The 13,894-nt window shown below is 42.4% G+C and carries 10 protein-coding genes and 2 pseudogenes; 10 read left to right on the forward strand and 2 right to left on the reverse strand.

All coding sequences use genetic code 11. The annotated features are described in order from the left end of the window. Positions 1-33: 33 nt before the first annotated feature. Both RMZ95_RS02695 and RMZ95_RS02700 read left to right on the forward strand, forming a co-directional pair. Positions 34-744, forward strand: coding sequence for a pentapeptide repeat-containing protein (locus RMZ95_RS02695; protein WP_322685751.1), 711 nt, complete (start codon positions 34-36; stop codon positions 742-744). Positions 745-1,103: 359 nt separating this feature from the next. After that, positions 1,104-2,579 (forward strand): pentapeptide repeat-containing protein, encoded by a 1,476-nt coding sequence (locus RMZ95_RS02700; protein ID WP_322685750.1) that lies wholly within the window; start codon positions 1,104-1,106, stop codon positions 2,577-2,579. Positions 2,580-3,073: 494 nt separating this feature from the next. Here the strand turns inward: RMZ95_RS02700 and RMZ95_RS02705 are convergent, their stop codons facing one another. After that, on the reverse strand, positions 3,074-3,379 hold the full coding sequence (locus RMZ95_RS02705) for a hypothetical protein (protein WP_322685749.1): 306 nt from the start codon (positions 3,377-3,379) through the stop codon (positions 3,074-3,076). A 40-nt stretch (positions 3,380-3,419) separates the two neighbouring features. Here RMZ95_RS02705 and RMZ95_RS02710 point away from each other — a divergent pair, with 40 nt between their 5' ends. The 7 genes from RMZ95_RS02710 to RMZ95_RS02740 all read left to right on the forward strand — a co-directional run bounded on the left by RMZ95_RS02710 (position 3,420) and on the right by RMZ95_RS02740 (position 11,927). Continuing rightward, positions 3,420-3,659 (forward strand): helix-turn-helix transcriptional regulator, encoded by a 240-nt coding sequence (locus tag RMZ95_RS02710; protein WP_322685748.1) that lies wholly within the window; start codon positions 3,420-3,422, stop codon positions 3,657-3,659. 4 nt (positions 3,660-3,663) lie between these two features. After that, entirely contained in the window at positions 3,664-6,798 is a 3,135-nt protein-coding gene (locus tag RMZ95_RS02715) for a PAS domain S-box protein (protein ID WP_322685747.1), read from the forward strand. Then, entirely contained in the window at positions 6,795-7,271 is a 477-nt protein-coding gene (locus RMZ95_RS02720) for a response regulator (protein WP_322685746.1), read from the forward strand. The genes RMZ95_RS02715 and RMZ95_RS02720 overlap by 4 nt, the downstream gene beginning before the upstream one ends. Then, entirely contained in the window at positions 7,271-9,238 is a 1,968-nt protein-coding gene (locus tag RMZ95_RS02725) for a response regulator (protein WP_322685745.1), read from the forward strand. The genes RMZ95_RS02720 and RMZ95_RS02725 overlap by 1 nt, the downstream gene beginning before the upstream one ends. A gap of 579 nt (positions 9,239-9,817) precedes the next feature. Then, positions 9,818-11,044, forward strand: coding sequence for a pentapeptide repeat-containing protein (locus RMZ95_RS02730; RefSeq protein WP_322685744.1), 1,227 nt, complete (start codon positions 9,818-9,820; stop codon positions 11,042-11,044). A gap of 165 nt (positions 11,045-11,209) precedes the next feature. Continuing rightward, entirely contained in the window at positions 11,210-11,344 is a 135-nt protein-coding gene (locus RMZ95_RS02735; RefSeq protein ID WP_322685743.1) for a hypothetical protein, read from the forward strand. A 94-nt stretch (positions 11,345-11,438) separates the two neighbouring features. After that, positions 11,439-11,927, forward strand: coding sequence for a type II toxin-antitoxin system VapC family toxin (locus tag RMZ95_RS02740; protein ID WP_322685797.1), 489 nt, complete (start codon positions 11,439-11,441; stop codon positions 11,925-11,927). A gap of 398 nt (positions 11,928-12,325) precedes the next feature. On the opposite strand, the pseudogene RMZ95_RS02745 reads toward RMZ95_RS02740, so the two are convergent. Further along, a pseudogene (locus RMZ95_RS02745) lies at positions 12,326-12,853 on the reverse strand (TRAP transporter large permease subunit); the annotation flags it as partial. Between the two features lie 114 nt (positions 12,854-12,967). Between RMZ95_RS02745 and RMZ95_RS02750 the strand changes: the two are divergent. Further along, a pseudogene (locus RMZ95_RS02750) lies at positions 12,968-13,234 on the forward strand (magnesium chelatase domain-containing protein); the annotation flags it as partial. Positions 13,235-13,894 lie beyond the last annotated feature (660 nt).

A 13,894-nucleotide genomic window follows, 5' to 3' on the forward strand; every position in this document is an offset into this window, starting at 1 on the left:
TTTTTTCCATTATTTATTAATATTTTTATTGCCATGAAAAAGATTTTATCAAAAAGTCACATCCAGCTATCCCAAATATTCCTGCGGATACCTGTTTTCCAGAAACAAGTTAAACAAAATCAGCATCAGTCGCTAAAACGACGCTTCAGAATAGCAAGCCAACAGCTAGAAAATAACACTCTAGAAATCAGTCTAGCTGTAATCAATGATTTAGAACAAATTGCTTATACCTATCCACAGTACCATTGGACGATTGTAGATATTCTTACTAGTTTTGTACGAAAAAATGCTCCTTATATACCCCAAGAGGAAGTAACGAGCCACGTGTCAACAAAAATTCGTTTAGATATTCAAGCCGCGCTGACTGTTATCGCCAGAAGAGATGCAAACAAAGACCCAGTAAATGAGCAACTTGATTTGAGCTTCACGGATATCAGAGGAGCAAACTTGAAAGGGGCGAATCTCCAACAGATAAATCTCTATCAAGCTAATCTAGCTGGGGCTAATCTTAGAAAAGCAAATCTAGCGGGGGCAATACTTAGTGCAGCTAATCTAGAAGGAGCTAATTTATATCTAGCGAACTTAGAAGGAGCAATCCTCAGTGCAGCTAATCTAGAGAAAGCTAATCTTTCTAAAGCTAACCTGCATCGTGCCAGTTTATATCTAGCTAGCTTGCATGGAGCAATTCTTTATGACACCATACTTGATGAAGCAAACCTCAGAGAAACCAAATTCTCTGAGTAATATCATATCCGCTTGATTGCTTATTAAACGCTAAAAACTCCACCCCAGCAAAACCACGCTTTGTCTTCCCTACCCTTATTAAAGAGGGGATTAAAGAGAAGAATGCAAGTCAATGAAAAATTTTTCCCTACTCTTTAGTAGAGCCGTGATTAATTGCGTCTCTTCTCATTCTCTATTTTCAGCGTAATTCGTAATTTTTGTAGCGCAAGCGTTTCTTGATGTGTGACGTAAAATTATATTAGATATAATTCCCTAGTTCAATAAGTGTTTTGACACCTATTATAAATTTCTGCTAAATGCTATACTATTTTTCCTCAACATCTAAGTAATAATTCTAGGTTGTAAGGAAAATTTTTACCATGTCTTCTAAAAAGACAGACGCTCTTTTGAATTGGTTGATAACTTTAACAGCTATATTTGGCTGTTCGTTGACTGTAATTTTCTTTGCCTTGTCCAATATTAAAGAATTGTCAATTCAAGAAAAAATCCAGTTTAGAAACCAAGCTTTAACAACTACTGCAATAGTTTTTCTGGCATCGACAGCAATGTTTAATACTTATTATGCAGCAAGGCGTGCCCAAGCGATGCACAAGAGTGCGATCGCATCTGAGAAAAACTTAGAAATTGGCTTGCAAAATGCCAAACTCAATCAAGATAGATTGATTGCAGAGCGCTTTATGGGCGCAATTGCCCAGCTTGGCCATGAAAAGGTGGAAACTCGAACAGGTGCAATTTATGCTTTAGAAAGGGTTGCTCAGGATTTTCCTCAAGAACACTGGACAATTATGGAAATTCTCACTGCCTTTGTGCGAGAGAATGCACCCATCCAGCACCTAAAAGGCGAGCAACAAAAGCCGGAATATCAAGGAGCAATTTACTCAAGTCGGCGTAGAAGTGGGTCGCGTCCGACACCGCAGTTAGAGCAAAATCTCCATGAAGAATTTCCCAAAATACGCACCGATATTCAAGCAGCTCTAACTGTTATCGGCAGGCGTAATTTACTCGAAGACCCAAAAGATCAAAAACTTGATTTACGTAACACCGATATTAGACAAGCAGACCTACTAAAAACCAACCTGCAACAAGCAGACCTGCGTGGGGCTGACTTGAGTGGGGCTGACCTGCGTGGGGCTGACTTGAGTGGATGTGACCTTAGCGGCGCTAAACTCATTAGGTCGATTCTCTATGAAACAAAATTAATAAAAGCTAGTTTATATGGAGCCAACCTTTATTGGGCTAACCTGAATCGTACTAACCTCTCTGGAGCTAACCTGCGTTCAGCCAACCTCTCTGGTGCAAGTCTGCGTGCAGCTAATTTACAAGGGGCGAACCTTTATAAAGCTAATTTGCAACAAGCGACCTTAAAAGCTGCTAATCTCTCTGGAGCAAAGTTGTTTTTAGCTAATTTACAAGGAGCAAAATTGGGTAAAGCCAACTTGCAGCAAACGGGTTTGATTGGTGCTAATCTTTGTGGGGCAAATCTGAATGGAGCTAACCTTTCTGGGGCTAATTTGAATGCAGCCAAACTCCACCAAACAGAAGTCTATTTTGCCAACCTCTCAGAAGCTAGCTTAACGGAAGCTGACTTATATCAGGCTAATCTAATTGGAGCAAACCTGTATAGGGCAACTTTTTATCAAGCTAACCTGACTCAGGCAAACCTCATGGGAGCTAACTTTTCACAAGCTAATCTCAATGATGTCAAATTGGAAGGGACAATTTTGACAGGAGCAAAAAATTTAGAGTTGCATCAGATTAGAGAGGCAGTTGGCGATCGCACCACTCGCCTACCTGATTATATCGAAGCACCTACACATTGGCGGCAATCGAGTTAAGCGATCGCAGCATCATTAGTTATTTGGGCGTATTCTACCGTTTTCACTTAGTGCCATAGTTTTTACCAAAATTCTCCGTAAAAATCACCAAAAAATCTTCAACTACCCGAACATTGGAAAGCTCAAGTTTCAGAGGATGTTTGAAAAGTCGTAAAGTATACTATAAACCCCACTTCCATTCCTCTCCCCGTTGGCGTCAACCTGCCGTTAGGCAAGTGGAGAGAGGCTTTGAAACCTCCATTCCCTAGTAGGGAAGCTACGGTGTACACACAAGTCTGAAATAGCTGATTAACCAGGGTTTTACCCCACCCTAACCCTCCCCGTATGTATTGGGGAGGGAATTAGATTTCCGGCTTCCCCCCAATGCATTGGGGGGATTGAGGGGGGTAATTCGACTTGTGTGTACACTGTAGAGTAGGGAAGAGGGGCTAGGGGGGTTAGGTTTCCGAGGCTTTGATGTGATGAAAAATACTTGTTCATTCATCCTCTCACCCTTAGATACTGAAACTTGAACCTTTTAGCTTCATCGTTGAGCCTTTGAGCTTCATCGTTGAGCCTTTGAGCTTCATCGTTGAGCCTTTGAGCTTCATCGTTGAACCTTTTAGCTTCATCGTTGAGCCTTTTAGCTTCATCGTTGAACCTTTTAGCTTCATCGTTGAACCTTTGAGCTTCATCGTTGAGCCTTTGAGCTTCATCGCCGAACCTCTGAGCTTCACCGTTGAACCTTTGAACTCAAACGGTTCAGTTAGAGACGGAAACAGAGAAAATATTCCCTGAGTAAGAGACAATGAATAAGACATCTGTCCTACGCTAATTATCCTATGGGGATAAAACACAGAGATGTCTCTAACAAAGCAGCTGGAAATTTTAGATTTAATTCGGGAACTTCGTCAGCAGCTCAATCTTTCTCAGAAACAGTTTGCTGCTAAAGTCGGAGTTTCTTTCAAAACAGTCAACCGTTGGGAGAATGGGCATACAGTCCCTTCACTGATAGCGCTAAAACTAATAGAAGAAATGTTACGGAAGATGGGTGAACCTGGCAAAAGACTGCTAACTCAGTATTTTCCAGAAGCAGAGTAGGGTTATGAGTCGTAAGGCAAGGGCATCTGAATCTCAAACAATCTTTGCTGGCGGTAGAGACAAGGGCGCATTCATCCGGGAGAAACTGCTGCATTATGGTGTTGCTTTTCTATCCGTTGCCTTAGCACTATTGGCAACTCTGCTACTCCATCCATATCTCATGCCAACGCCTGCGGCACTATTTTTTGCTGCGGTGATGGTGAGTGCCTGGTACGGTGGCTTGGGGCCAGGGTTACTTGCTACCCTTTTGTCTACTTTTGCAGTCAATTACTTCTTTTTTAAGCCACTCGATGCGCAGAACATTACAAATCTGAATATTCTAGTTCCCTTGGTAGTGTTCATCCTGACAGCAGGATTAATCAGCTGGCTTAACGAATCACGCCGCGCAGCCCAACGGCAAGTAGAGGCAAGCCTGAAGTCACTATACGAAAGTGAAGCTCGGTTTAGTCGCTTAACCGAGTCCAATATTATTGGGATGATTGTGGCTAATCTGAACGGCTTAATCGTTGAAGCCAATGATGCCTTTCTCAAAATGCTCAATTATACCCATGAGGATTTGCGCTCTGGTCGTATCCGCTGGGGCGAGATCGTTCCACTCCAATATATTGAGGTAAGCGAGCGAGCAATTCAAGAACTAACAATAACTGGGAGTTGTAAGCCCTTTGAGCAGGAATACATCCGCAAAGACGGCTCTTTAGTTCCCGTTCTAGTTGGTTTTGCTAAACAGGGAGATCGGACAATCATTGGTTTTGTACTTGACTTAAGCGAACGCAAACAAGCCCAAGCAGAAGCCCAGCATCGCTCCCGCCAAGCAGAAGAAGCCCAGAGCATTTTGCAAATGCTTCTAGAACACGTCCCAGAGGGAATTACGATCGCTGGTGGCCCCCCTGATTTCCCAATTATCGCTAACAGCAAACTCGCGCAAAAACTTTTGGGCAGACCGAATGAATCTCTCATTGGTATGTCTTCTGAATCTTATGTTCAGCTTTACAGTCTATTCTTGGCTGATGGTGTAACGCCCCTCACCTTAGAGCAACTACCTTTATATCGTGCAACGCGCTATGGTGAAACGATCCGCGATGAAGAATGTATCATTGAACGTCCAGATGGTACTACAATTACAGCGATCGCCAATGTCGTACCAATTCGAGATTCCCAAGGTGAGATTATTGGTGCAATAGATTGTTGGCGCGATATCACCAACCGTAAGCTCATAGAAGAAGCACTGCGCCAACGAGAAACAGAACTTCGTTTAATTACAGATACGCTGCCAGTTCTGATTACCTTTGTAGATTCAGAACAACGCTACCGCTTCAACAACCGAGCCTATCAAGATTGGTTTGGGCATTCAACGGCAGAAGTTTATGGAAAGCATCTTTGGCAAGTTTTGGGTGAATCCGCTTATGAAGTGCTTCGTCCTTATGTGGAACAAGTACTGGCAGGAGAGCAGGTAACATTTGAAAGTCAAGTTCCTTATAAAGATGGTGGCACGCGTTACATTAATGCCATTTACGTTCCCCAGTTTAATAGACAGGGAATTGTTGAAGGGTATGCGGCGTTGGTCACTGACATCAGCGAACAGCAAGCTGCACTACGCGATCGCAACCAAGCAGAAGCAGCGTTACGCGAAAGTGAATCGCGCTTTCGTCAGATGGCAGACACCACTCCCATACTGGTGTGGATGTCCGGCACTGACACACTTTGTAACTACTTTAATAAATTCTGGCTAGATTTTACCGGGCGGACTCTGGAGCAAGAGATGGGCAATGGGTGGGCTGAAGGTGTACATCCCGATGATTTTCAGCGTTGCTTAGATACATACATCAATGCCTTTGATGCCCGACAAAAATTTACAATGGAATATCGCCTCAGACGCTTTGATGGCGAATACCGTTGGCTTTTGGATACTGGTGTGCCACGCTTGACACCAACAGGAGAATTTCTCGGCTATATCGGCTCTTGTGTTGATATCCACGATCGCAAGTTAGCAGAAAAAGCGCTACGTGACAGCGAGGAGCGATACCGAATTTTAACGGAGGTGTCACCGCAAGCTATTTGGATGGGCAATCGCGATGGTGGTATTACCTATTGCAATCAACACTGGTTGGATTTCACCGGACTGACAATGGAGCAGACTACAGGCTATGGCTGGATTTATGCCATTCACGCCGATGACCGCGATCGCGTCTTTAAAAGTTCGATGCAGGCTGTTGCTAACGCCACCAGCTACGAAATAGAAATTCGCTTTCGTCAAGTTTCTGATGGTAGCTATCGTTGGCATATTGTCCGGGGTTTACCATTTCGAGATCCAAGCGGACAGATTATCAAATGGGTGGGCATCGCCAGCGACATTCACGATCGCAAAGTTGCCGAAGCCGCCCTGCAACAACTCAACGAAATGCTAGAGCAGCGAATTCAAGAGCGCACTGCCCAACTCGAAGCCGCTAATAAAGAACTCGAATCCTTCTCTTACTCAGTTTCTCACGACTTACGGGCACCACTGCGCCACATCGCCGGATTTGTCGAATTGCTTCAGAAGCGCCATAGCTCAACAAGCCTAGATCAAACAAGTCAGCGCTATTTGAAAATAATTGCCGACACTGCCAAACAGGCAGGGATACTGATCGATGAATTGCTGACATTTTCTCGGATGGGGCGCACCGAAATGCGCTACATCAACTTAAATATGGAGGAATTGGTACATGAGGTAAAACGCGATTTAATTGCAGAAACTTCAGGACGGACAATCCATTGGCACATAGACCCATTACCAGAAGCGCAGGGCGATCCCTCCATGCTGCGACTGGTGCTTCGCAACTTGATAGGCAATGCCGTAAAATATAGCCAGACTCGAAACCCAGCAGAAATTACTGTTGGCAGTATTGACAACGAAAACGAAGTTATCTTTTTTGTACAAGATAACGGCGTAGGCTTTAATATGCAATATGTCCACAAGCTATTTGGAGTATTTCAACGCCTGCATAGCGACCCACAATTTGAAGGCACTGGTGTTGGATTGGCAAACGTGCAACGCATTATTCATCGGCATAATGGTCGAGTTTGGGCAGAGGCTGTAGTTGACAGTGGCGCCACTTTTTATTTCTCGCTGCCTAAATTGTCCAACAAGGAGAGTGAATGAAAGAACTGAAGCGAATTTTGCTAATTGAAGACAGTGCCAACGATGCAGAGTTAATCCTAGCCGCCTTGTCAGAAAACCATCTCGCCAATGAAGTAGTGGTGGTACGTGATGGCGAAGAAGCACTAGATTATCTTTATCGCCGGGGGTTGTTCCGGTTGCGAATGGAAGGGTATCCTGTTGTAGTGTTGCTCGATTTGAAACTGCCTAAAGTTGATGGACTAGAAGTGCTGGCACAACTCAAATCTGACCCAGTAATGCGAGTAATTCCAGTGGTGGTACTGACTTCTTCTCGCGAAGAGCCTGACCTAGTTCGCTGCTACGAGTTAGGGGTCAATGCTTATATTGTCAAACCAGTAGATTACCGTGATTTTGCCGATTCTATTAAAGGTGTTGGCTTGTTTTGGGCAGTGATCAATCAGCCTCCAGTTGGGGCTTTACCTCCGGCTCCTCATCTTCAAAAGGAGAGCAACTGATGAATGTTCTCCGTTTTCTCCTTTTGGAAGACAGCCTGTTAGATGCAGAGCTTGCTCAAATGATATTAACCGAAGGGGGAATTAATTGCGAACTGATCCGAGTCGAAACCGGTGCTGATTTCTTAGCTGCCTTAGAAACAGAAACTTTCGATTTAATTCTTGCCGATTATGCCTTGCCCTCTTTTGATGGAATTTCTGCCTTGGAAATTGCCCGGAATCTTTGTCCTGAGATTCCTTTTATTTTTGTCTCTGCCGTGCTGGGTGAAGAATTAGCGATCGAAGCTTTGAAGAACGGTGCAACCGATTATGTATTAAAGCAACGACTAGGGCGGTTAGTTCCCTCGGTGCAACGCGCATTGCGGGAAGCTAAGGAGCGGCGTAAGCGCAAGCAAGCAGAGGAGTCTTTACAAAAGAGTGAAGCCAAGTATCGCCGAATTGTTGATACCTCTTATGAAGGAATCTGGATGATTGACTCCAAAACTCGAACAGAGTTTGTGAATCAGCGGATATCTCAGATGTTGGGTTATCCGGCAGCAGAAATACTCGGTCGTTCTATATTTGATTTTATGGATCTGGCTGATGATATCGCCGATGAAGCAAAACTGGAGTGGTTCAAAGGAGAAGGGAGCGATCTCAAAGAAGGGCGATTGCGTTGCCAAGATGGTTCGTACATCTGGACACTGATTTCTGCCAGAGCGATTTTGAACGAACGAGGTGAGTGCTTGGGTGCGATCGCCATGCTAACTGATATCACCGATCGCAAACGCAGCGAATCAGAACGCGATCGCCTTTTGCAACTTGAGCAAACAGCTAGGGCGGAAGCTGAGGCTGCTAACCGAATCAAAGATGAGTTTTTGGCAGTACTTTCTCATGAATTGCGATCGCCCTTGAATCCGATTCTTGGTTGGGCAAAACTATTGCAGAGCCGGAAATTTGATGAGGCAGGACTCAACAAAGCACTGAAAACTATTGAGCGCAATGCCAAATTACAAGCTCAACTAATTGAAGACTTACTAGATGTTTCTCGCATCCTCCAAGGCAAACTTAGCCTCAACACGATCCCAGTCGATCTGGTATCCACCATTGAAGCCGCAATGGAAACAGTGCATTTAGCAGTAGAGGCTAAAACTATTCAGATTGAGACGATGCTCGATCCAAATGTGGGGAAAGTTTTGGGCGATCCAGCCCGCTTACAGCAAGTTTTCTGGAATCTTTTATCGAATGCTGTCAAGTTTACTGAGACTAAGGGAAAAATAAATGTGCGATTGGAGCGCATCGACGCTCAAGCGCAGATTACCGTCAGCGATACAGGTAAGGGCATTGATCCTAATTTTTTACCTCATGTATTTGACTATTTCCGTCAGGGTGACAGTACAACAACTAGAAGGTTTGGTGGATTAGGGTTAGGTTTAGCGATCGCTCGTCACTTAATTGAGATGCACGGCGGAACGGTTGGGGCAAAAAGTCCTGGTGAGGACAAAGGAGCGATTTTCACAGTTAGGTTGCCGTTGATCGAAGACAGTACGACGAGCGAAAATGACACAAATACTGATTCCTCAACTACCGCTTTTCCCTCCTCTCCCCTGATGGGTTTACAAGTGCTGGTTGTGGATGACAATGATGATACCCGCGACTTTTTTAGTTTTGTACTGGAACAGTTTGGCGCGATCGTCACCGCAGTAGCATCAGGAGATGAAGCATTACAAGCGCTAACCCAGTCAAAGCCAGATATCTTACTCAGCGATATTGGAATGCCAGAAATGAACGGCTATATGCTGATGCAACAAGTGCGAACTCTAGAAGCAAAAGTCGGGGGAAAAAAGATACCTGCGATCGCTCTGACTGCTTATGCAGGCGAAATCAATCAGCAGTACGCACTAAGAGCAGGATTTCAACAGCACATCGTTAAGCCTGTAGCACCAGAGGAATTGCTCGTGGCGATTTCTAACTTAGTCCAATCTACTTAAGTTAGGATTGGCGATCGATCTGAGTAATTGAACTGGCTTCAGGTTACAGATTTTAAACTATTCTTCACAAGTAATATGGTCTTTTTAATTGTCTGGAATACTCCGGGTAATACAGAAAAATGTTGTGCCCCAACAGCGTGTTGATATAAAAAGTTTATTCTCTTGTCAAAAATTTATATCACCCTATTGACAGTATTTTTCAAGTAATTGAACTACACTACTTTTCATTCCCTGTCTGGATCGTGGGCTAAATACCTGAAAATTTTATCAAATAAATCTGAGTGAAAAAGAGTGTAGAGATGTAGCAGTACTAAGTCTCTACAAGGTTTCTGGATACAGCATATTTAATTTCATCAGATATCTAATCATTCGTGAATAATCACCTCCCTGGCTTCTCTAGAAAGTCAAGGGTCTTGTTCCTCACAAATGATTCGGGATTGTTATATAGATAATTTTTATATAGTGGATTTAATAGTTCGCCAATTTTATCCGTGTTTGTACTCTATCATAACTTTACGGATACTCTTAGAATCAACCTAAATTTATTTCCGTAAGGAGTCGGATATGAAGACTTATGACATGTCTTTCATAAAGACCAATGGACTCACGACTTTGTTGGCATTTGTCTCGGTTATATTTATTTTATCATTCACTCTAATTATATTATTTTTTGAAAGTATTCAAGGATTTTCAAATCAAGAAAAAATTGAATACATCTCTCAAGCATTAACAACAATTGCCATAATTATTGGGGGATTGGCATTAATTCTTAATGCTTACTATACCTCTAAACTCTCTCTAGATGAGAATCACAGCTTGTTAACGCAACTACTAACTGGAACAGTAGCTTGGGATAACAATATCGTAAATTGTATCAATCAGACACAACTAACTCCCCAAGAAATTGTTTCTGAACGTTTTTCTAAAGCGATTGAACAACTGGGAAATGAAAAGATTGAAACGCGATTTGCGGCAATTTATGCTTTAGAACGAATTGCCAAAGATTCCCCGAAAGATCATTGGACAATCATGGAAATCCTTGCTGCTTTTATCCGCGAGAATGCCCCAGTAAATAGGGAATATGAGGATGAGTCACTACAATCATCAAAACTTCCTACAGATATTCAAACAGCCTTAACTGTCATTGGCAGACGCGATTCATCTAAAGATCCAGTCAATCAGAAACTTGATTTACGCAATACAGACCTTAGCAAGGCAGACTTAACAGATGCTAACCTCTCTAAAGCAATTTTTGTCGGAGCTAACTTGCAATGGGTCAATTTTACCAAAGTAAACCTTTCTGAAGCAGACTTATCTGTTACCTGTCTTTGTGGCTCAATCTTTTATGAAGCCAACCTGCAAAAAGCAATCCTCCCAGAAGCCAATCTCCAAGGCGCAGTTCTTAGAAAAGCGAACCTTTCCCAAGCCATCCTTTACGATGCCAACTTGGAAGGGGCAGTTCTTTGTGATGCCAACTTGGAAGGAGCAGTTCTTTGTGATGCCAACTTGGAAGGAGCAATCCTTTGTGATGCCAACTTAGAAGAAGTTAACTTTGAGGGTAGCAATCTCCAAGATACAAACTTGATTGGCAGTAACTTGCAAGGGGCAAAACTTGCTGGCGCTAATCTAGAAAGTGCATTACTTAGTACAGCTAACCTCCAAGAAGCTAATTTTCAAGAAGCTAACCTCTGTGGAGCCAACTTGAGCGGCTCGGAAAATGTAGAATCACAGCAGATTGAACAAGCAATTGGCGATCGCACAACAATCCTACCGGAAAACTTGAAAATACCCCAACACTGGCGGTAATAACAAGCTAAAATTTCACCATCTAAAACTAGATTACAAGATAGGGACGCATAGTTATGCGTCCCTATCGTGTTTAATTTAGTACCCAAAGCTAAAAAATTGCTAAAAACCTGATAAATATTCTCTATCAGCCTAAATTTTTCGCAATTTAAATCACAAACAATTATGAAACGGCGAGAGGTTTTTAACACAGCTGCGATCGCCACTGCAACTGCTGCTAGTCTAGTTTCCTGTAGCCAAGCTGGTAAATCCCCTCTTTATTATAAGGTTATGGTAGTTTTGCCACTGAGCGATCGCTGATCTTATAGATTGGGTTGACAGAAGAAAATCCAAGACCCTCAGAAGGAGAATTAAACGCTGTAGGATGAGGGATAAATAAATTCTAGAGATTTCTCTGAGCGAAACCGTCTATATTGAAACTAGTATTTTGGGATACTTGACTGCCAGATCGACAGATAACTTGATTCTGGCAGCAAACATGAAAATCACGCAAGATTGGTGGAATATTCGTCGCGGTTCTTTTGTCCTTTATGCTTCTGAGATTGTAGAAGATGAAGCGGCTAGGGGAGATGCAGCGATCGCGGATCAAAGGCTGAATTTGTTAGAGTCCTTAACGTTTCTCGATCTCACAGAAGAAGCGATAGAGCTTGCACAAGAGTTTTTGCAACAAAGCAACCTACCACCAAAAGCCTCTAATGATGCTTTGCATATCTCATTAGCAACAGTTTACGGTTTAGACTACCTGTTAACATGGAACTGTAAGCATATGGCAAACGCCCAAATCCAGAGAAAGCTATCACAAATTAGCTCTGAACTTGGATATGAATTACCAGTCATCTGTACACCCTATGAGTTAATGGGATACGATTTTACAGGAGAATAATCTATGTATAAAAACGAAATTTTAGAGGAAATTCACAAGTACAGAGAGGAATACGCTAGCTCATTTAACTATGACCTGAACGCAATCTTTAACGATCTACGAAAGAAACAGATTGCTCATGGGCGTAAAGTTGTAAAACTTCCGATCAAACGTCGGTCTAACAAATCACTGCACCCGACGCAAACTGAGAGCGTGTCTACTTTAGCGTAGAGCATCTTTGTGCGAGTCAGTTCAGCTTTGATACTACTGGGGAATCTGACTTTTTAAACATTATCGCGTTTCTTGATATTGCGCGATCGCCACACAAGACGGTCAAAATACCATTATACTATGAGAGCAAGACAATATGACCTTTTCCTTGCTGTAAACAAAACCAGGAGCAGTATATTTTAGATAATTCACCAAGGCTTTAGAGCTGATACCAATCCTGGAAAAACAATAATTAACACCACCAATAGTTGCAACAAAATAAACGGTATTACACCGCGATAGATATCCTTTGTCGTAACTTCTGGTGGGGTGACACCACGCAGGTAAAACAGCGCAAAGCCAAAAAGAGGTGTGAGGAAAGATGCTTGCAAATTTGCTCCCAAAACTACACCATACCAAATCAAGTCAATACCTAAGTTTTGGGCAACTAGTGTAAACAATGATACGACAATAAAGGCAATCTCGAAAAAGCCGAGGATAAATACTACTGCTATGCTGACAACCAAAAAGCCAGTTTTACCACCGGGGAGATTGGCGAGAACATCGAACATAAAGCGATCGCTATTTAACCCTCGACAGACTAAACTAAAAGCTGTGGAACCAAATAGGATAAAAACTACCATGCTGGTGATTCACAAAGTAGTATCACAAACTTGACGCAGATATTCTAAGGTAAGTTTACGATTAGCAGCCGCCAGTGCGATCGCACCACCACAATCAAATGTGGATGAAAATTGCTGTAATTGAGAAAAATCATCTATGTGGTTTCACTAATGCCAATTTACCAACTCATCTGCTAGAGATCCTAAAGGTTTACTATTATATAAGCAATGCTTGCTAGAGTCTGGAGTGCATCAATTGTGGGCATCGATGCCGTCAAAGTAGGCGTAGAAGTCGATGTGTCAGGGGGATTACCGGGAATTGTTGTCTTGGGACTTCCAGATTCAGCGATTCAAGAGTCAAGAGAAAGAGTCAAAGCAACTTTGAAAAATACTGGCTTTGCCTTTCCGATGCGAAAGATAGTAATTAATTTAACTCCGGCAGATTTGCGCAAAGAAGGCCCCTGTTTCGATTTGCCTATTAGTGTAGGAATTTTGGTGTGATGAGATAAAAAAGTTGGATAATAATTTTAAAAGTTGGATAATAAACAAAAAGTTGGATAATAAGTCTAAAAGCTTTTCCATATAAGGGAAAATTAAAACTTGCCTGCCGCCACTTTTTCAAAACCGATAGGAAAATGGAAGGATTTTAAGTCGCAGTAAATTGCACTCATAAACCTTAAAAGCCTTAATAATTGCAGCTTATAGAACAACTGTGACGAGATAACCAACTTGGATAATAATTCTAAAAGTTGGATAATAAGTCTAAAAGCTTTCCCTTATAAGGGAAAGTAAAAACTTGCCTGCCGCCACCTTGTCAAAACCGATGGTAAGAGATGGGAAGGATTTGAAGTCGCAGTAAATTGCACTCATAAACCTTAAAAGCCTTAAGAATTGCAGCCCATAGAACAACAGCATCAACAAGCTAGGGATTGGAGCGATCGCAAATAAACAGTAACACTACTAATGGGGCTTAGACAAAAAGTAGCCAGGAAAAAAACCATCAAACCTCTATGCAGAGGGAGTTTGGCGTCGTTAAGCCTAGTTGATTTATATATCTAAGTTTCAAGCATTTTTGAGCCTTTGGTGTATTTTCCTTGCTCTGCATGGATTTGAGGCTTGTTTTTGCCTCAAAAATGTTTAAGTCCCGATAGTAGT

The organism is Nostoc sp. DedQUE07 (genome assembly GCF_034530975.2).
GTDB lineage: Bacteria > Cyanobacteriota > Cyanobacteriia > Cyanobacteriales > Nostocaceae > Nostoc.

What these genes read in the sequence shown, in the direction of transcription:
- RMZ95_RS02695 (WP_322685751.1), top strand. Translation starts at nt 34, where the DNA reads ATGAAAAAGATTTTATCAAAAAGTCACATCCAGCTATCCCAAATATTC.
- RMZ95_RS02700 (WP_322685750.1), top strand. Translation starts at nt 1,104, where the DNA reads ATGTCTTCTAAAAAGACAGACGCTCTTTTGAATTGGTTGATAACTTTA.
- RMZ95_RS02705 (WP_322685749.1), bottom strand. Translation starts at nt 3,379, where the DNA reads ATGTCTTATTCATTGTCTCTTACTCAGGGAATATTTTCTCTGTTTCCG.
- RMZ95_RS02710 (WP_322685748.1), top strand. Translation starts at nt 3,420, where the DNA reads ATGTCTCTAACAAAGCAGCTGGAAATTTTAGATTTAATTCGGGAACTT.
- RMZ95_RS02715 (WP_322685747.1), top strand. Translation starts at nt 3,664, where the DNA reads ATGAGTCGTAAGGCAAGGGCATCTGAATCTCAAACAATCTTTGCTGGC.
- RMZ95_RS02720 (WP_322685746.1), top strand. Translation starts at nt 6,795, where the DNA reads ATGAAAGAACTGAAGCGAATTTTGCTAATTGAAGACAGTGCCAACGAT.
- RMZ95_RS02725 (WP_322685745.1), top strand. Translation starts at nt 7,271, where the DNA reads ATGAATGTTCTCCGTTTTCTCCTTTTGGAAGACAGCCTGTTAGATGCA.
- RMZ95_RS02730 (WP_322685744.1), top strand. Translation starts at nt 9,818, where the DNA reads ATGTCTTTCATAAAGACCAATGGACTCACGACTTTGTTGGCATTTGTC.
- RMZ95_RS02735 (WP_322685743.1), top strand. Translation starts at nt 11,210, where the DNA reads ATGAAACGGCGAGAGGTTTTTAACACAGCTGCGATCGCCACTGCAACT.